This window comes from Kitasatospora sp. NPDC058162 (assembly GCF_042884005.1).
Classification (GTDB): Bacteria; Actinomycetota; Actinomycetes; order Streptomycetales; family Streptomycetaceae; genus Kitasatospora.
On the sequence record NZ_JBHVUS010000008.1, the window covers coordinates 337896 to 355778 of the forward strand.

Consider the following 17883-nt stretch of genomic DNA (forward strand, 5'->3'; position numbering starts at 1 on the left):
CCGCACCACCCCACCAAGCGGCCGCGACCCGGCCCACCACGAGGAATGGACACACCGATGCAGACTGCCGTCATCCCCGACACCTGGCGCGGCGTCACCCCGGCGCCGATCTCGTCGACCGACGCCTACAACGGCTTCATCGCCGCCAACGTGATCTTCGCGCTGGACCGGATCGGCGTGCTGGAGCAGATCGGCCGCGGCGACGCCCTGTCCGCCGCCGCCGTCACCACGGAGCGCGGCGACACCGCCCGCACCGAGGCCGTGCTGCGCGCCGCCGCCGACTACGGCTACCTCAAGGCCGACGGCGCCGGCTACCTGCCCACCGAGGCGGGCATCGAGATCGCCGCCGCCCGCGGCTACTTCACCTGGGCGGTCGGCGGCTACCACGACGTGTTCGGCCGTGCCGGACACCTGAGCACCGGCTCGCACCACTACAACGCGGACGTCTTCCGCGACGAGGCGATGGTCGCCCTCGGCTCCGCCCAGTGCGACCAGTCGATGTTCGCCGCCCAGCTGACCGACGTGCTCTCCGGCATCGACTTCCGCACCATCGCCGACCTGGGCAGCGGCACCTCCGCCCGGGTCCGCCGGGTGGTCTCCCAACGCGAGGGCAGCCGCGGCCTGGGCATCGACATCAGCCGCCCGGCCACCGACATCGCCCGCGCCGACATCGCCGCCGCCGGGATGCAGGACCGGGTCACCGCCGTCCGGGCCGACGTGCTGGGCCTGCTCGGCACCCAGATCGACAACGACGCCGAGGCCGCCGAGGTGGCCGAGGTCGACACCGTGATGAGCTTCTTCCTGCTGCACGACCTGCTCGCCGACCCGGGCACCCGCTCCTCGATCTTCACCCGGATGCGCGAGGCCTTCCCGAAGGCCCGCACCTTCGTGCTCGGCGACACCATGCTGCGCGGCGAGGGCGAGTCGCAGAGCGCGATGCCGGTCTTCTCGGTCGGCTTCGAGCTGGCGCACGCGATGATGGGCGTGCCGCTGCACACCAAGGAGACCTACGAGCGGCTGTTCACCGACGCCGGGCTGCGGATCGACCGGGTCGAGGCGCTGGCCACCCCGCACTCCTGGCTCTACGTCCTCCAGGCCGACTGATGGCCGCCGCGTCCGGGGCCAGACACCTGCTGGCCCAGAACGAGCACCCGTACCCGCCGCCGCTGTCCGTGCTGACCGCCCTGGCGGGGGCGGTCGCCGACCTGAACCGCTACCCGGACTTCCGCCCGGAGCGCTTCGCCGGGTTCATCGCCGACTGGCAGCGCGTCCCGGCCGCCCAGGTCGTGGTCGGCCACGGCTCGGCCGGCGTCGCGCTGGACCTCTTCCACGCCGTCGTCCGCCCCGGCGACAACGTGGTGCACTCGGACCCCTGCTTCGACGCGTACCCGCTGTTCTGCGAGATCGCCGGGGCCGAGTCCCGGGCCGTCCCGCTCGGCCCGGACGCCCGGCACGACCTGGCCGCGATGGCCGACCGGGTGGACGACCGCACCCGGATCATCGTGCTGTGCAACCCGCACAACCCGACCGGCACGGTCTACTCCTGGACGGAACTGACCGGCTTCTTCCGCCGGGTGCCGGCCACCGCGCTGATCCTGCTGGACGAGGCGTACATCGACTTCGCCCAGAGCTGGGCGGCCCCGGAGGTGCCGGCCCGGATCGCCGAGTGGCCCAACCTGGTGGTGCTGCGCACCCTCTCCAAGTCGCACGGCCTGGCCGCCCTGCGGATCGGCTACGCGATCGCGGAGGAGTCCGTGGCGCAGCGCGTACGGGCCGTCCAGGTCCCGTACGCGGTGAACCGGCTCCAGGAGGCGGGGCTGCTGGCCGCCGTCGCCGCCCAGGACGAGGTGGACCGGCGGATCGCCGAGATCGCCGCCGAGCGCGAGCGGCTGCGGGCCGAACTGCTCGCCCTGGGCCGGTCGGTGCCGCCGAGCCTGACCAACTTCCTCTGGGTGACGGCGCCTTCGCCCGAGGAGCAGCTCCCGGTCAAGGCCGAACTGGAGCGGCTCGGGGTGGCCGTCCGCTTCTACCCGGGCCAGGGCATCCGGATCGCCGTCGGCGAGAAGGACGCCAACGACGCCGTGATCGAAGGCTTCACCCGCGCCCACCGGGCCGTCACCGCGCCCCGCTAGACCCGGACAGTCACCGGGCAACCGCTCCATCCCTCGCAAACGCAGCAGTCAAGGACAGGACAGGACATGCACCCACTTCTGGCGCGGCCGGAGTTCCGGCTCTACATAGCGGGACAGACGCTGTCCGTCCTCGGGGACAGCGCGCTCTTCATCGCCCTCGGCATCTGGGCCAAGGTCCTGACGGGGAGCAGCTCGGCGGCCGGTCTGGTGATGTTCTGCTACGCCGTCCCGATGCTGCTGCTGCCGCTCGGCGGCCTGGTCGCCGACCGGGTCCGCCGACGGCCGCTGCTGGTCACGGTCAACCTCGCGCTGGCGGTGGCAGTTTCGCCGCTGCTGCTGGTCGACGGCCGCGGCCGGCTGTGGATCATCTACGGCACCGCGGTGCTCTACGGCCTGGCCGGAGCCGTCCTGACGCCAGCTCAGAGCGCCATGCTGCGCACCATCCTGACTGAGCATCAGGACTTCGGCGCGGCCGTCGGGTTCACCCAGACCATGCGCGCCGGCACCACCCTGGTCGCGCCGCTGGTCGGCTCCGGCCTGTACGGGTGGCTCGGCGGCCGGGCCGTCGCCCTGGTGGACATCGGCATCCTGCTCGCGGCGGCGCTCGCCTTCCTGGCGCTGCGGGTGCCCGAGACCAAGCCGGAGCCGTCCGGCCGGCACTGGCGCACCGAGGTGCTGGCGGGCTTCCAGCACCTGCGCGGCACCGCCTCGCTGCTGCCGCTGCTGATCGCGACCACCGCCACCGCGACCGTGCTCAGCTTCCTGCAGCCGGTGCTGTTCTCGCTCATCCAGCACGGGCTGAACCGCTCGCCGCAGTTCCTCGGCGTGCTGGAGACCGTGGAGGCGGTCGGGGCACTCGGCGGCTCGGTGCTGGGCGGCATCCTGATCGGCAAGCTCGGCCCCCGGAAGACCGTGATGCTCGGCGCGGCCACCTTCGCGGTCGGCGCCCTGCTGCTGCTGGTGCCCTCGGTCTGGGTGGTGTCGGCCGGACTGCTGATCGCCGGGGCCGGCATGCCGGCCGGGGTGGTCGGCCTGGCCACCGCCGCCCAGTCGCTGACCCCGCCGCAGCTGATGGGCCGCACCCAGGCGGCCGTCAACCTCTCCCTCACCGCCCCGCAGGCGGTCGCCATCGGCGTCGGCGCCGGCCTGGTGGCCGCGCTGGACTTCCGCACGGTGCTGGTCGCCATGGTGGTCGGCGCGCTGCTGTCGGGCCTCTACCTGCTGGGCAAGCCCGACGCGGTGATCGAGGACGACGAGGACGACTCGGACGAGGGGGAGTCGGCCGGGCAGCTCACCCCGGCTCCGGCCGAGGCCGAGGAGACCGAGGACGCCGAGCCGACCGCGGTGCCCGCCGAGTCCGCCCCGCGCCTCCAGTCCACCTGACCTGCCCGCACCACCCCGTCCCCGCACCACGCCACACCACACCACCGGCCCACCCCGGCGACGGCCCGACCGCACCGCGCCGCCACCGGGGCGGGCCGCCGCGCACTCCTCACGAGAGAGCCCCTCAGATGCCCCACAGATCCTCTCCCGCCCCTGCCGCCGACACCGCCGCCGATGCCGGAGCCCCGACCGAACTCACCCTGGACCACGTCGAGTTCTACGTCACCGACCTCGCCGCCGAGGTCGCCCGACTGACCGCGGAGTACGGCTTCGACCTGCTCGTCCCGCCCACCGAGCGCGTCGAGAGCGCCGAACGCTGCGTCTCCGCGCTGCTCGGCCAGGCCGCGATCCGGCTGCTGCTCACCCAGCCGCTGGCCGCCGGCCACCCGGCCACCGACTACCTGGCCCGGCACGGGGACGGCGTGGCCGCGCTGGCCCTGCGGGTGCCGGACGCCACCGCCGCCTACCGCGCGCTGACCGGCCGGGGCGCCGACGGGCTGCGCCCGCCGCAGGCCGCGGCCGGCTGCGTCACCGCCGTGGTCGGCGCCTTCGGCGACGTGGTGCACACCCTGATCGAGCGCGGCCCCGGCGTCCCCGCCGAGCGGATACCGGGCCTGCCCGACGCCACACCGGCCGGTCAGCGGGCAGCGGGCGGCGCCGACGCGGTGGGCCTGCGCTCCGTCGACCACTTCGCGGTCTGCGTCCCCTCCGGCGAACTGCGCGCGACCGTCCGGCACTACCGCGAGGTCTTCGGCTTCCGGATGGTCTTCGAGGAGCGGATCGAGGTCGGCACCCTCGGCATGGACTCGATGGTCGTGCAGAGCCCCGACCACAGCGTCACCCTCACCCTGATCGAGCCGCTCACCCCGGACGCCGGCGGCCAGATCGCCTCCTTCCTCGCCGACCACGGCGGCGCCGGGGTCCAGCACGTGGCCTTCTCCTCCGCGGACGCCGTCCACTCCGTCTCCACCATGGCCACCCGCGGCGTGCCCTTCCTGCGCACCCCGGGCGCCTACTTCGACGCCCTGCCCGCCCGGCTGACCCCGCTGCGGCACTCCCTCGACGAGCTGCGCGACCTCAACCTGCTGGTCGACCAGGACCACGACGGCCAGTTGTTCCAGATCTTCACCCGCTCCCAGCACCCGCGCGGCACCTTCTTCTTCGAGGTGATCGAGCGCATCCGGGCCCGCAACTTCGGCAGCAACAACATCCGCGCCCTCTACGAGGCCGTCGAACTCCAGCGCAGCGCCAGCGAAGTGGCCGGATGAGCGCCCCGGTCACCACGGCACCCCGGCAGGCGCTGTCGGTAGCCGAGTACGCCGAGCTCGCCCGGGCAGCCCTGGCCCCCGAGGTCTGGGACTGGCTGGCCGGCGGCGCCGAGCAGGAGCGCACCCTCGCCGCCAACCGGGCGGCCTTCGACCGGCAGGCGGTGGTGCCCCGGGTGCTGGCCGACGTCTCCGCCTGCGACACCTCCGCGACCCTGGTGCACAGCCGGGCGGCCCTGCCGGTGGCGGTGGCGCCGATCGCCTACCACCGGCTGTTCCACCCCGAGGGCGAACTGGCCGCCGCCCGGGCGGCGGCCGCGGCGGGGGTGCCGTTCACCGTCGGCACGCTCAGCAGCGTCGGCTTCGAGGAGCTGACGGCGACCGGGGCCACCCTCTGGTTCCAGCTGTACTGGCTGCGCGACCGGGCCCGGCTGCTCGACCTGATCGCGGCGGCGGAGGCGGCGGGCAGCGAGTGCCTGGTCGTCACCGCCGACGTGCCGTACATGGGCCGTCGGCTGCGCGACGTCCGCAACGCCTTCGCCCTGCCTGGGGACGTCCGCGCGGCGCTGCTGGAGGGCGGCGGCGCCGGGCGGGCGCACCGGGCCGCCGCCGAGGTCTCGGCGGTGGCCGCGCACACCGCCGAACTGCTCTCCCCCGCCGTCACCTGGGCGGACCTCGGCTGGCTGCGCGAGCACACCGACCTGCCGCTGGTGGTCAAGGGGGTGCTCGACCCGGCGGACGCGCTGCGGGCCGCCGAGCTGGGCGCCGCCGCCGTGGTGGTCTCCAACCACGGCGGCCGCCAACTCGACCGGGCGGTGCCCTCGTTGACGGCCCTGCCGGCCGTCGCCGAGGCGCTGGCCGGGCGCGACTGCCAGGTGCTGCTGGACAGCGGGGTGCGCGGCGGCTCCGACGTGCTCACCGCGCTGGCCCTCGGCGCGTCCGGGGTGCTGCTCGGCCGCCCGGTGATCTGGGGCCTGGCGGCCGACGGCGAGCCGGGCTGCACCCGGGTGCTGGACCTGCTGGCCGCCGAGCTGCGCCACGCCCTCGGCCTGGCCGGCTGCCCCGACCTGGCCACCGCCGCCGCCCTGCGCACCACCCCGATGCCCTGCCCCGCCTGGAGCGCCCCGTGACCGTCACCGCCCCGCCGCACGAGCTGCGGCTGACCGACCTGCACCCCTCCCTCGCCGACCCGGCGATGACCTCGATGAACCTGCTCAACGAGATCTCCATCCGCTACCCGGAGGCGGTCTCCTTCGCGGCCGGCCGCCCGGCCGAGCAGTTCTTCGACCTGGACGCCGTCCACCGCCACCTGGACCGCTACACCGAGCACCTGCGCACCGAGCGCGGGCTCTCCGAGGAGGCGGCCCGCCGCCAGGTGCTCCAGTACGGGCGGACCAAGGGGATCATCCACGAGCTGATCGCCGCCCACCTCGCGGTGGACGAGGGCATCGAGGTGCCCGCCGAGTCGATCGTGGTCACGGTCGGCTGCCAGGAGGCGATGTTCCTGGTACTGCGGGCGCTGCGCCGCGGCCCCGAGGACGTGGTGCTCGCCGTCTCGCCCACCTACGTCGGGCTGACCGGCGCGGCCCTGCTGGCGGACCTGCCGGTGCGGCCGGTGGCCGACGGCCCGGACGGGCTGGACCTCGCCGACCTGCGGCGGCAGTTGGCCTCGGCCCGGGCCGAGGGCCTGCGGCCCCAGGCGCTCTACCTGGTCCCGGACGTGGCCAACCCGAGCGGCGCCAGCCTGCCGCTGGAGCTGCGCCGGGAGCTGCTGGACCTGGCCGCCGAGGAGGACTTCCTGGTCCTGGAGGACAACCCGTACTGCGTGTTCGCGGGCGAGCAGCGGCTGCCCTCGCTCAAGGCGCTGGACACCGGGCGGCGGGTGGTCCACTTCGGGTCCTTCGCCAAGACGGCCCTGCCGGGCGCCCGGGTCGGGTACGTGGTGGCGGACCAGCTGGTGGCGGACGGCGCGGGCGGCAGCGGGCTGCTGGCCGACCTGCTCGGCATGGTCAAGAGCATGACCACGGTGAACACCTCGCCGATCGCCCAGGCCGTGATCGGCGGCGCGCTGCTCGAACACGGCCACAGCCTGCGGGCCGCCAACACCGAGGTCGCCGCGCTCTACCGGCGCAACCTCGCGCTGGTGCTGGCGGGCCTGGCCCGGCGCTTCCCGCCGGGCGGCGGGGTGACCTGGAACGAGCCGCGCGGCGGCTTCTTCCTGGTGCTCACCGTGCCGTGCGTGGTGGACGACGCCCTGCTGGAGCTCTCCGCCTCGCGGTACGGGGTGATCTGGACGCCGATGTCCCACTTCTACCCGGGGGAGGGCGGGGAGCGGCAACTGCGGCTCTCGGTCAGCCAGGTCGACCCGGAGACCCTCGACCGGGGGCTGGACGGCCTGGCCGCCCTGCTCGCCGACCGGTCCTGATTCGGTGGCGGGGGCGGCCGGTCCGGTCCGGGACCGGCGCCCCCGCCGTCCGTCCCGTTACGGGATGGCCACCGCCGTGCCGGAGACCCGCACCCGGGTGTCCTCCGCGCGCAGTTCGACCCGCAGCACGCCCGGGCGGCCGAGGTCCTCGCCCTGGTGCAGCGTCAGCACCGCCGGGGCGGTGACCGCGCCCAGCTCGCGCAGGTACGCCCCGAAGGCGGCCGCGGCCGCACCGGTGGCCGGGTCCTCGACCACGCCGCCGACCGGGAACGGGTCGCGGACGTGGAAGACCTCGGGGGCCTCGCGCCACACCAGCTGCAGGGTGACCAGGTCGCGGGCGTTCATGAACGCGGCCAGCCCGTCGAAGTCGTAGTCCAGCCGGGCCAGTCGGGAGCGGGTGCCGGCGGCGAGCACCAGGTGCCGGGCCCCGGCGTAGCCGATCCGCGGCGGCAGCGCCGGGTCCAGGTCGGCGGCCGACCAGCCGAGCAGCGCGAGCGCCTCCTCGACGTCCGCCGCCGGCACCTCCTCGACCTTCGGCTCCACGCTGGTGAGCGTTGCCCGCAGGCCGTCGGCGCCGCGCTCGACCTCGACCGGGACGTCCCCGGCCGCGGTGCTGAACACGTACCGCCCGGGGCCGGTCCGCTCGGCGACCGCGACGGCGGCGGCCACCGTCGCGTGCCCGCAGAACGGCACCTCCAGCAGCGGGCTGAAGTACCGCACGCGGTAAGCGCCCTGCTCGCCGCCCGGGATCAGGAAGGCGGTCTCGGAGTACCCGACCTCGGCGGCGACGGCGAGCATCCGCTCGGCGGTCAGTCCGGTGGCGTCGAGCACCACACCGGCCGGGTTGCCGCCCTCGGGGCGGATCGCGAAGGCTGCGTAGCGGAGGATCTCAGGAGCGTCGTCGGTCATGACCGGACGAACGTCCCGCCGGTGATCACTGTTCCCGGGGCTCCCCCGTTCCCGCGCGGAGGAGTAGGCCCCGGTCCGGCGGTGGGATGATCATCCGCATGGCCCTGACCCCCTTCCAGCAGCAGCTCCGCGACCGGATCCTGGCCGCCGAGGTGGTTCCCCCGCCGGCACCGTGGCGGCAGGTCGGCCGCGGGATCGTCCCGGTCGGCGGACTGCTCGGCATCGGCTTCGCCGTCCACCCCGACACCGGGCACGACCTGGTGCTGACCGTCTCCAGCAGCGGGCACGGCCTGTTCGACGCGGTGACCGGCGAGAAGCTGGAGCGCGAGTACGACCCGGAGGAGGACCCGGACGGCCCGGACCTCTCCTGCCCCGGCATCGGCCCGGTCGCCGGCCTCCGGATCCCGGTGGCCGGGCTGTGGGGCGGCGGCCCGCACACCGGGACGGACGACGGCTGGTCCGTCGACGTCCCGGCGCCCGAGTGGCCGAACCACCGCGTGCTGCTGATCGGCGGTACCGAGCCCGCCCGCGGCGGGCGGCACGGCGAGACCTGGTGGCACGTCTTCCACTCCACCTGGTCGACCTTCCGCGCCGCCGGCTTCTCCCCCACCGGCCGCACCCTCGCGGTGGCCACCAGCAGCGACCTCACCCTCTGGACCAGGCACTGACGCCCGTCAACGCCGGTGGCCGGAGGCCCCGTTGTCGGAACCTCCGGCCACCGTCGTCACTTCAGGCGCTCACGCGCGGGACGGCCGTTCAGGCGCGCCCCCCGTGGACACCGGACACCGGGATGCGGTCGGCGTTCGGGCTCCACGGGTGCTCCGGCGGGTCGCACGGCTCCGGCGGGCACGGCTCGGGCGGGCAGGGCTCCGGCGGACACGTCTTGCTGTCCGCGACCGTGATCTCCACGCACGGGCAGTCCTTGGTCAGTTCGACCGTGGACACCGCGTCCTGCGGCAGGTCGTACCCGGGGGGCGCGACGACCTCCTGCCAGTAGTACGTCCCCAGCGGGAGGTTGTCCGCCGAGCACACGCCGTTGACGTCGGTCGCGCACAGCGGGCCGACGGCCGTGTCCGGGTTGGCACCCGTGGTCTGCAGCCCGGGCACACCGTTGGTCTCCCGCCACAACTGGAAGACCGCGCCGGCCAACGGCTTGCCCGTCTCCGCGTCCACCTTGGTGACGGTCGTCTTGCCGGTCTGCGCGGCCGTCTTGGAGTCCTTGACGGTGACCGGCACGTTCTGCCCGTTGGTGTCCAGCACCACCGTCGTCACCGGCTGCTGCGGCAGGTCGTACCCGGCCGGCGCCGCCGTCTCCTGCCAGTAGTACGTCCCCAGCGGCAGACCCGTCGCCGAGCACACCCCGGTGTCGGACGTGACGCACGGCGAACCGACCGCCGTGTCCGGGTTGGCACCCGTGGTCTGCAGCCCGGGCACACCGTTCGTCTCCCGCCACAACTGGAAGACCGCGCCGGCCAACGGCTTGCCCGTGTCGGCGTCCACCTTCGTCACCGAGGTCGAACCGGTCGGCGTGACCGTCTTGGAGTCCTTGACGGTGACCGGCACGTTCTGCCCGTCGGTGTCCAGCACCACCGTCGTCACCGGCTGCTGCGGCAGGTCGTACCCGGCCGGCGCCGCCGTCTCCTGCCAGTAGTACGTGCCCAGCGGCAGGCCGGTCGCCGTGCAGACGCCCGAGGCCGGGGTGGTGCAGGGCGAGCCGACCGCCGTGTCCGGGTTGGCACCCGTGGTCTGCAGCCCGGGCACACCATTCGTCTCCCGCCACAGCTGGAAGACCGCACCCGCGAGCGGCTGCCCGGTCGCGGAGTCGACCTTCGTCACCGAGGTCGAACCGGTCGGGGCGACGGTCCGGGTGTCCTGGACGGTCACCGGGACGGTCTGCCCGTCGGTGTCCAGCACCACGGTCGTCACGTTCAGGTCGGGCAGCTCGTAGCCGTTGGGCGCGGAGACCTCCTGCCAGTAGTACGTGCCCAGCGGCAGGCCGTGCGCCGAGCAGACGCCGTCCGCCCCCGTGGTGCAGGGCGAGCCGACCGCCGTGTCCGGGTTCGCCCCGGTCGTCTGCAGGCCGGGCACGCCGTTGGTCTCCCGCCACAGCTGGAAGACCGCACCGGCCAACGGCTTGCCGGTGGCGGAGTCGACCTTCGTCACCGAGGTCGAACCGGTCGGGGCCGCCGTCCTGGTGTCGGCCACCGTCACCCCGACGGTCTGCCCGTTGGTGTCGAGCACGACCTCGGTCACGTTGAGCTGCGGCAGGTCGTACCCGGCCGGGGCCGCCGTCTCCTGCCAGTAGTACGTCCCCAGCGGCAGGCCGTGCGCCGAGCAGACGCCGTCCGCCCCCGTGGTGCAGGGCGTGCCGACCGCCGTGTCCGGGTTGGCCCCGGTGGTCTGCAGGCCGGGTACGCCGTTGGTCTCCCGCCACAGCTGGAAGGTGGCGCCCGCCAGCGGCTGCGAGGTCGCCGAGTCGACCTTGGTCACGCTGGTCGACGCGGTCTCGACCACCGGCGTCTTGGTGTCGGCGACGGTGACCGGCACGTTCTGCCCGTTGGTGTCCAGCACCACCGTCGTCACCGGCTGCTGCGGCAGGTCGTAGCCGGGCGGGGCCGCCGTCTCCTGCCAGTAGTACGTCCCCAGCGGCAGGTCACCGACCGAGCAGACGCCGTCCGCCCCGGTGGTGCAGGGGGCGCCGACCTTGGTGTCCGGGGTGGTGCCCGAGGTCTGCAGCCCGGCGACGCCGTTGGTCTCCCGCCACAGCTGGAAGGTGGCGCCCGCCAGCGGCTGCGAGGTCGCCGAGTCGACCTTGGTCACGCTGGTCGACGCGGTCGCGATCGGCGGGTTGCCGCAGTCGGGCAGGTCTCCGTTGAACGGGTAGGCGTGGAACTCGGTGCCGGTCATGCCCGAGCCGGAGTTGTGCAGCAGCGAACCGGTGGTGAAGAAGCGCCCGTTCAGGCCGGGCAGGTTCATCGTGCTGGTGCTGGCCGGGTTGCCGACCAGCACGCTGCCCTGGAACTGCCCGGAGCCCGTGAGGGTCACGGTGCTCGCGGTCGGGAAGTTCCACAGCAGACGCGGGCGCAGCCGGTTCCACGGGTCGTTGTCGTCGAAGCTGCCGCTGTAGGTGTTGATGGTGCGGGCGCCGCCGACCAGGTTGACCAGCACCGTCGCGTTCGCGGGGATCCCGGCGAAGGCGACGCCCTGGGTGGAGCCGCCGTTGCCGACGAGGTCGAAGTCGACGTTGAAGACCTGGAGGGCCGAGCTGCCGTCGCCGGTGAACAGGGTCTGGTAGCCCTGGTTGACGGCCGTCCCGGTGGCCGGGCGGGGTGTGCCGACCCCGGCGTAGCACTCGCTCGCCGACTGCAGCTGGCCGCGCAGCGGCGTGTAGGCGGCGACGGCCTGGGCGTCCTGGGTCGTCGTCCCGGTGATGATGCCGCTGGCGGTGCCCGCGTAGCGGACCACGCCGCCGTCCGCCAGCAGCCGCTGGCCCGGGGCGACCGTGACGTTGCCTCCGGCGGTGAGGAAGTCCGCGCCGTCGGGCGGGGGCACCCGCGACCCGACGCCGACGATGCCGATGTTGTACCCGGAGCTGACCCCGGCGGCCTTGTTCTGGCTGAAGTTGCCGAGGGTCACCACGTGGCCCTCGGCCTCGGCGGCCGAGCCGCCGACGTTGAAGTCACCGCCGACGAAGATGTTGATCCCGGCGTCGCGGCCCGCGAAGGAGCCGTTGTTGACCGGGGGGAAGGTCGCCGGGCAGTCCGCGCCCAGGCAGGGCCCGAGCCCGCCCGGAAGGCCGGCCGCCGAGGCCTGGGTGGGTGCGGCGAGTGAGATGGCGAAGGGTACGAGCGTCAAGGCCAGGGCGGAAGTCATCGCCTTGCCTAGTCGGCGTCTCCAGCCGACGGGTGGTGCCGCCGGTCTCTGACTGGGCTTCACCTCGGTCCTCTCATGACGTGAACACGATGGGGCCCTGGAAGTCTCCGGGGGCGCCCTCCGGGGCGACGGGCGACGCGCACGGGGTGTCCCCCGAGCACGGAACGGGAGCACCCGATCGGCAGCAACCGCCCGCTCTCCGGATGCGGGCCGCTTCCCCGGCACGGATCCTGGCGACGAGGCGTGCCCGGCCCGAGGAAGGACTTCACGGCATGAGTTCTCTCGACTTCGAGATCATCGACGCCCCCGACAGCTCGCTCAACAAGACCGCCGTCCTGGTCACCGGGCCGAACGACGCCCTGCTGGTGGACGCCGGGTTCACCCGCTCCGACGGGCGCCGGCTGGTCGAGCGGGTGCGCGCCAGCGGCAAGCGGCTGACCACGGTCTTCGTCAGCCACGGCGACCCGGACTTCTACTTCGGCGCCCAGGAGGTCCAGGAGGCCTTCCCGCACGCCCGCTTCCTGGCCACCGCCTCGACCGTCCAGCACATCCAGGACACCTACGAGGACAAGCTGCGCGCCTGGGCGCACCTGGGCCCCGAACTGCCGACCCGGCTGGTCCGGCCGGAGGTGCTGCCCGGGGACGAGATCGTCTTCGAGGGCCACCGGTTCGAGCTGCGCGGCGCCGACTTCCACCTGCCCGACCGGCACTACCTGTGGCAGCACCACCACCGCGCCGTGCTCGGCGGGGTGCTGCTCTTCGAGGGCCTGCACGTGTGGACGGCCGACACCCCCACCGCCGCCCAACGGGCCGCCTGGATCTCCCTGTTGGACGAGATGGAGGCGCTCCACCCGACCTGGGTGGCGGCCGGCCACCGGGTCGCCGACGCGCCCACCGACCTGAACGCCCTCGACCACACCCGCGCCTACCTGCGCGCCTTCGAGACCGAGTTGGGCCGGGCCGCGGACGCCGCCGGCGCGAAGGACGCGCTGGAGCGGCGCTTCCCGGAGCTGGGGCTGCGGATCGCGGTCGACATCGGCACCAAGGTCGCCATGGGCGAGATGGTGTGGGGGTGAGCACCCGGTGATCGAGATCCCCAGGGACGTCTCCGGCTTCGCCGAGTCCGCCGCCCCCGCCGACGTGGTGCGCCGCCAGTACCTGGCCTCCGCCCGGGGCGACCTGGCCGCACTGCGCGCCACCCTCGCCGACGACGTCGAGTGGACCGAGATGGCCGGCTTCCCGCTGGCCGGCACCTACCGCACCCCGAAGGGCGTCACCGCCAACGTCATGGAGCGCCTCGCCGCCGAGTGGGACAACTGGACGGCGCACGACGACACCTACGTGGTGGACGGCGAGAACGTGGTGGTGCTGGCCCGCTACACGGCCGTCCACAAGGCAACGGGAAAGCCGCTCGCGGTGCGGGTCGCCCACCACTTCACCGTACGCGGCGGCCGGATCGTCCGCTTCGAGCAGTTCACCGACACCGCGCTGGTCAGGGACGCGACGACACCGTGAGGCGCCCCCGTTCACCCGTACGGGCGAGCGGGGCGCGGCGCGCCCGGCACGGCCTCGACACACCACCCCGACGGCGGCAGGCTGACGCCTGATCCTCAACGGAGAGCAAGGAGTTGGGCATGGCGGGCAGTGAGCGGCCGATCGTGATCGTGGGGGCCTCCCTGGGCGGCGCCAAGGCGGCCGAGGCCCTGCGCGGGGCCGGGTACCGGGGCGGCATCGTGCTGATCGGCGAGGAGCACGAGCGCCCGTACGAGCGCCCGCCGCTGTCCAAGGGCTACCTGCTCGGCAAGGAGGGCCGGGAGAAGCTCTACGTCCACCCGCCGCAGTGGTACGCCGAGCACGACGTCACGCTGCGCCTCGGCACGGCGGTGGTCGCGATCGACCCGGCCGCCCGCACCGTGACGCTCGCCGACGACGGCGAAATCGCCTACCACAAGCTGCTGTTGACCACCGGCTCGGTGCCGCGCCGACTCCCGGTGCCCGGCGCGGACCAGGACGGCGTGCTCTACCTGCGCCGGGTCGAGGACAGCGACCGGATCAAGGCCGCGCTGCGCCCGGGCGCCCGGATCGCGGTGGTCGGCGCGGGCTGGATCGGCCTGGAGGTGGCGGCCGCGGCCCGCGCGGCGGGCGCCGAGGTCACCGTCCTGGAGGCGATGGAGCTGCCGCTGCTGCGGGTGCTCGGCCGGGAGGTCGCCCAGGTCTTCGCCGACCTGCACCGCGCGCACGGCGTGGACCTGCGCTTCGGGGTTCAGGTCGCCGAACTCACCGGCGCGGACGGCAGGGTGAGCGGCGTACGGCTCGGCGACGGCAGCGAGCTGGCGGCCGACGCGGTGGTGGTCGGCATCGGCATCTCCCCCGCCACCGCACTGGCCCGGGCCGCCGGCCTGGAGGTCGACAACGGCATCAAGACCGACCGGCACCTGCGCACCTCGGACCCGCACGTCTACGCGGCCGGCGACGTCGCCAACGCCTACCACCCCCTGTTCGACCGGCACCTCCGGGTCGAGCACTGGGCCAACGCCCTCAACCAGCCGCAGACCGCCGCCCGCGCCCTGCTCGGCCAGCCGGACGCCGGCTACGACCGCGTCCCGTACTTCTTCTCGGACCAGTACGACCTCGGCCTGGAGTACCTCGGCTACACCGAACCCGGCGGCTACGACCGGGTGGTGTTCCGCGGCGACCCGGCCACCCGCGAGTTCATCGCCTTCTGGCTGTCCGGCGACCGGGTCCTCGCCGGCATGAACGTCAACGTCTGGGACGTCACCGACCCGGTCCGCGAACTCATCGTCTCCAAGCGCCCCGTGGACCCCGACCGCCTCGCCGACCCGAAGATCCCGCTAGCCGAACTCTAGGCGGCGCGGCGGGGGGTGGGCTTTCCGTCGCCGGCCACGGCCTTCGAGTACTGGAGGGAGTGCAGGATGGCGAGGCCCTGGCTGACGATGCCGGCCGCCATCTGGTTGACGCCGTCGCTGCCGTTGAGGACGGTGAGTTCGGCTCCGGACATGCCCCGGGCGGCCGCGTCCGCGAGGGCCGGGAGGTTCTCCACGATCCGGTTGGCGGCGATGAGTTCCTGGTTCCCACCGCGCAGGGAGTCGGCCCGGGCGGTGTTGGCGTCCGCCTGTGCCTGGGCGAGCGCCCGCTCGCTGTAGGCGTTGCCGTCCGCCTCGAACTTCACCCGGTCCCGGGCGGCTTCGGCCAGCGTCCGCTGCCGGTACGCCTCCGCGTCCGCCGGGCGCCGCACCTCCGCCTCCAACTGCTGCGCCGCCAGCGCGGCCCGGCGCTGGGCGAGGGCGGTCTGCTCCTCGATGACGTCCTGCGAGGCCCGGGCCTCGGCGAGCGGACCGGCCTGGGCGGCGCGGGCCCTGGACTGCTCCGTCTCGGCGAGGAAGCCGGCCCGCTTGATCGCGGTGTCGCGCTCGTACTCGGCTTTCAGGGCGGCCGCCTGCTGCTCCCGTTCGGTGGCCTCCTGGTCGGCCTTGGCCTGGGCGATCCGGGCCTGGCTGGCGACCGCCGCCACGTGCGGCGCGGCCAGGTTGTCGATGTAGCCGGTCGAGTCCTCGATCTCCTGGATCTGCAGTGCGTCGACCACGATGCCGAGCTTCTCCATCTCGCCGTGGCTGCCCGCCATCACCTCCTGGGCGACCCTGCTGCGTTCCCGGATGATCTGCTCCACGGTCAGCCCGCCGATGATCGACCGCAGGTGTCCGGCGAAGATCCGGCCGACCAACTCCTCCATCTGGTCCTGTTCGGAGAGGAAGCGGCGGGCGGCGTTGGCGATCGACACGGCGTCGTCGCCGACCTTGAAGACGCAGACCGCGCGCACGGTGAGCCGGATCCCCTGCTGGGAGACGCAGTCCTCGGCGATCTCCGCCTCCCGGAGGGCCAGGGAGAGCATCCGGACCTTCTGCTTGATCGGGAGGACCAGGCTGCCGTGGCCGGTGACGATGCGGAACTGGGTGTCCTGCGCCTGGTGCTTGGAACCGGAGATGAGCATCGCCTCGTTGGGGGCGGGAACGTGCCAGAAGAACATGATCGACCACCTGACCTGTCAGGGCTGGGACGCGTACCTAGGAGGGCAAGAGCTCGACGATCACCGAGCGGGCCGAGAGCGCGTCCACCACGACCACCCGGACGTCCCGGCCGACCGGCTCCGAGCACCAGGCCGCGAACACCTCCGAACCGCCCCTCAGGGCCACCAGCACCTCGCCCGGACCGTCCAGCGGAATGGGCACCGTCACCTTGCCGACGGCCCCGACCGGGCTCTGCCACGAGTCATCGGCCGGGGACATCCGCTCACGCGCCACCGGCGCCTCCGCTCACCACGTCCGCCGCACCCGAGACGCTTTCCACGGTACTCCGGCCGCAGGCGGTCGCCCGCGGTGGAGTGAACCGTTCCTGAGCGTCAGGACCGCCCGCGCTCGGCGATACTGGGGTTCCAGGGGAAGTCTCGGGGCTGGTACTTCGGGCTGGGAGGCGCGCGGTGGGTGGGACGGCCGGGTTCGCCGTGGTGGTGTTCGGTGCGCTGGGCGGCGTGGTCGCCTACCTCGCCGGGGTGGTCGGGCTGCGCGAGCTGCGGCGGCTGCGCCGGGTCGGGGTGCCGGTCCGGGCGCTGGTGCGGGCCAGGGTCGCGACGCCGGAGGACCGCGCGCTGCCGCCGCGCCCGCTGCTGCAGTTCGAGACCGCGGACGGCCGGGTGGTCGAGGTGTTCTCCCCCGTCCCGTCCACCGCCCGTCACCCGCTGCCCGACGGCGGCTACGTCCCCGTCCGCTACGACCCGGCGGACCCCCGGCAGGTGCTGGTGGACGGGCGGGAGCGGGTGCGGCTGGAGTACGGCTTCGTCGCCCTGGGGCTGCTGATGGTGCTGGTCTCGATCACCCTCGGTGCCGCCGTGCTCTGACCCGATGACCGTAGGTCTGGGTCACGCGGTCGCGGCGCGCAGCAGTGCGCCCAGTTCGGCGTACAGCTCGGTGACGGCGGCGTCGACCGCCGTGGAGCGGGTGTCGTAGTTGAGGAAGCCGTGGATCAGGCCCGGGTACCGGTGCTTCCCGACCGGGACGCCGGCGGCGGCCAGGGCGTCGGCGTAGGCCAGGCCCTCGTCGCGCAGCGGGTCGAGTCCGCCGCAGCCGACGACGGCCGGGGCCAGGCCCCGCAGGTCCTCGGCCAGCAGCGGGGAGGCCGGGGCCCGCTCGCCGGCGTCCGGGTCGTCTCCCAGGTAGAGCCGGATGTCGTTCTCGACCTCGGCGGTGGTCAGCAGGTAGCCGGTGGCGCACTCCGTCCGGGAGGCGTAGTCGCGGCCGGTCCGCAGGTCCGTGATGGGGTAGGCGAGCAGCTGCGCCGCCAGCGGCCGGGCCTCGTCCCGGAAGGCGAGTGCCACCGCTGCCGCCAGATTGGCCCCGGCGCTGTCCCCGGCGAGGGCGAGGGGCCCTCCGCCGAAGTCCGCGGGGTGGTCGGCGACGTGCCGGGCCACGGCCAGGCAGTCGTCGTGGGCGGCGGGGTAGGGGTGCTCGGGGGCGAGCCGGTAGTCCGCGCTGACCACGACGGCGCCGAGGTCCCGGCACAGGCGGCGGCAGACCCCGTCGTGGGTGTCGAGGTCGCCGACGATGAAGCCGCCGCCGTGGAAGAACACGACCGTGGGCGCCGTGCCGGTCGCCTCCGGCCGGTAGATCCGCACCGGCACCCCGGCGAGACGACCCTCCTGGACCGCACCGACGCCGAGGGGCGGGGTGGGCGAGACGGCCAGGGAGAGCATGCGGTTGCCCGCCCGCATCTCCTCCACGGTGGGCGCGGTGGCGGGCGGCGGCCCGGCCACCCCGAACTGCTCCAGCAGCGCCGCGATCTGCGGATCGATGGGCTCGAGGGGCATGGTGCGACCCTTCCACTC

The 17883-nt window shown here is 74.1% G+C and carries 16 protein-coding genes; 11 read left to right on the forward strand and 5 right to left on the reverse strand.

From position 1 onward, the window contains the following. Nucleotides 1-57 precede the first annotated feature (57 nt). The 6 genes from ACFVXG_RS19060 (at nt 58) to ACFVXG_RS19085 (ending at nt 7205) form a co-directional block, all read left to right on the forward strand. Nucleotides 58-1104, forward strand: coding sequence for an SAM-dependent methyltransferase (locus ACFVXG_RS19060; RefSeq protein ID WP_387928950.1), 1047 nt, complete (start codon nt 58-60; stop codon nt 1102-1104). Further along, nucleotides 1104-2132, forward strand: a complete 1029-nt coding sequence (locus ACFVXG_RS19065; protein ID WP_387928952.1) for an aminotransferase class I/II-fold pyridoxal phosphate-dependent enzyme — start codon at nt 1104-1106, stop codon at nt 2130-2132. The genes ACFVXG_RS19060 and ACFVXG_RS19065 overlap by 1 nt, the downstream gene beginning before the upstream one ends. Nucleotides 2133-2198: 66 nt before the next feature. Continuing rightward, the gene (locus tag ACFVXG_RS19070) at nt 2199-3515 is read left to right on the forward strand and encodes an MFS transporter (RefSeq protein ID WP_387928953.1); all 1317 of its coding nucleotides are present in this window, start codon (nt 2199-2201) and stop codon (nt 3513-3515) included. Between the two features lie 128 nt (nt 3516-3643). Beyond that, nucleotides 3644-4783: a 4-hydroxyphenylpyruvate dioxygenase gene (gene hppD / locus ACFVXG_RS19075; RefSeq protein WP_387928955.1), complete on the forward strand. Its 1140-nt coding sequence runs from the start codon at nt 3644-3646 to the stop codon at nt 4781-4783. After that, complete coding sequence (locus ACFVXG_RS19080; protein WP_387928956.1) at nt 4780-5910, forward strand: alpha-hydroxy acid oxidase; 1131 nt, start codon at nt 4780-4782, stop codon at nt 5908-5910. Before hppD ends, ACFVXG_RS19080 begins: the two co-directional genes overlap by 4 nt. 65 nt (nt 5911-5975) lie before the next feature. Continuing rightward, on the forward strand, nt 5976-7205 hold the full coding sequence (locus tag ACFVXG_RS19085) for a PLP-dependent aminotransferase family protein (protein WP_387929009.1): 1230 nt from the start codon (nt 5976-5978) through the stop codon (nt 7203-7205). A gap of 57 nt (nt 7206-7262) precedes the next feature. Here ACFVXG_RS19085 and ACFVXG_RS19090 read toward each other — a convergent pair whose 3' ends face one another. Beyond that, nucleotides 7263-8114, reverse strand: a complete 852-nt coding sequence (locus ACFVXG_RS19090) for a PhzF family phenazine biosynthesis protein (protein WP_387928957.1) — start codon at nt 8112-8114, stop codon at nt 7263-7265. A gap of 98 nt (nt 8115-8212) precedes the next feature. On the opposite strand from ACFVXG_RS19090, the gene ACFVXG_RS19095 reads away from it, so the two are divergent. After that, on the forward strand, nt 8213-8782 hold the full coding sequence (locus ACFVXG_RS19095) for a hypothetical protein (protein ID WP_387928959.1): 570 nt from the start codon (nt 8213-8215) through the stop codon (nt 8780-8782). 88 nt (nt 8783-8870) lie between these two features. Here ACFVXG_RS19095 and ACFVXG_RS19100 read toward each other — a convergent pair whose 3' ends face one another. Continuing rightward, nucleotides 8871-11987 carry a SpaA isopeptide-forming pilin-related protein gene (locus tag ACFVXG_RS19100; RefSeq protein WP_387928961.1) on the reverse strand — a complete coding sequence of 1039 codons (3117 nt, stop codon included), beginning with the start codon at nt 11985-11987 and terminating at the stop codon, nt 8871-8873. Between the two features lie 272 nt (nt 11988-12259). Between ACFVXG_RS19100 and ACFVXG_RS19105 the strand changes: the two genes are divergently transcribed. From ACFVXG_RS19105 to ACFVXG_RS19115, 3 genes are all read left to right on the forward strand, one after another. Next, nucleotides 12260-13063 carry an MBL fold metallo-hydrolase gene (locus ACFVXG_RS19105; protein WP_387928963.1) on the forward strand — a complete coding sequence of 268 codons (804 nt, stop codon included), beginning with the start codon at nt 12260-12262 and terminating at the stop codon, nt 13061-13063. A gap of 7 nt (nt 13064-13070) precedes the next feature. After that, nucleotides 13071-13502 carry a nuclear transport factor 2 family protein gene (locus tag ACFVXG_RS19110; protein WP_387928965.1) on the forward strand — a complete coding sequence of 144 codons (432 nt, stop codon included), beginning with the start codon at nt 13071-13073 and terminating at the stop codon, nt 13500-13502. A 119-nt stretch (nt 13503-13621) separates the two neighbouring features. Continuing rightward, nucleotides 13622-14854: an NAD(P)/FAD-dependent oxidoreductase gene (locus ACFVXG_RS19115; RefSeq protein WP_387928967.1), complete on the forward strand. Its 1233-nt coding sequence runs from the start codon at nt 13622-13624 to the stop codon at nt 14852-14854. On the opposite strand, the gene ACFVXG_RS19120 is transcribed toward ACFVXG_RS19115, so the two are convergent. After that, nucleotides 14851-16032 (reverse strand): SPFH domain-containing protein, encoded by a 1182-nt coding sequence (locus ACFVXG_RS19120; protein ID WP_387928969.1) that lies wholly within the window; start codon nt 16030-16032, stop codon nt 14851-14853. The two genes, ACFVXG_RS19115 and ACFVXG_RS19120, sit on opposite strands and share 4 nt — an antisense overlap. A gap of 37 nt (nt 16033-16069) precedes the next feature. Continuing rightward, entirely contained in the window at nt 16070-16306 is a 237-nt protein-coding gene (locus ACFVXG_RS19125) for a hypothetical protein (protein ID WP_387928970.1), read from the reverse strand. Nucleotides 16307-16482: 176 nt separating this feature from the next. Here ACFVXG_RS19125 and ACFVXG_RS19130 point away from each other — a divergent pair, with 176 nt between their 5' ends. After that, nucleotides 16483-16899, forward strand: a complete 417-nt coding sequence (locus tag ACFVXG_RS19130; RefSeq protein ID WP_387928972.1) for a DUF3592 domain-containing protein — start codon at nt 16483-16485, stop codon at nt 16897-16899. A 21-nt stretch (nt 16900-16920) separates the two neighbouring features. Here ACFVXG_RS19130 and ACFVXG_RS19135 read toward each other — a convergent pair whose 3' ends face one another. After that, nucleotides 16921-17865, reverse strand: coding sequence for an alpha/beta hydrolase (locus ACFVXG_RS19135; protein ID WP_387928974.1), 945 nt, complete (start codon nt 17863-17865; stop codon nt 16921-16923). Between the last annotated feature and the right edge of the window lie 18 nt (nt 17866-17883).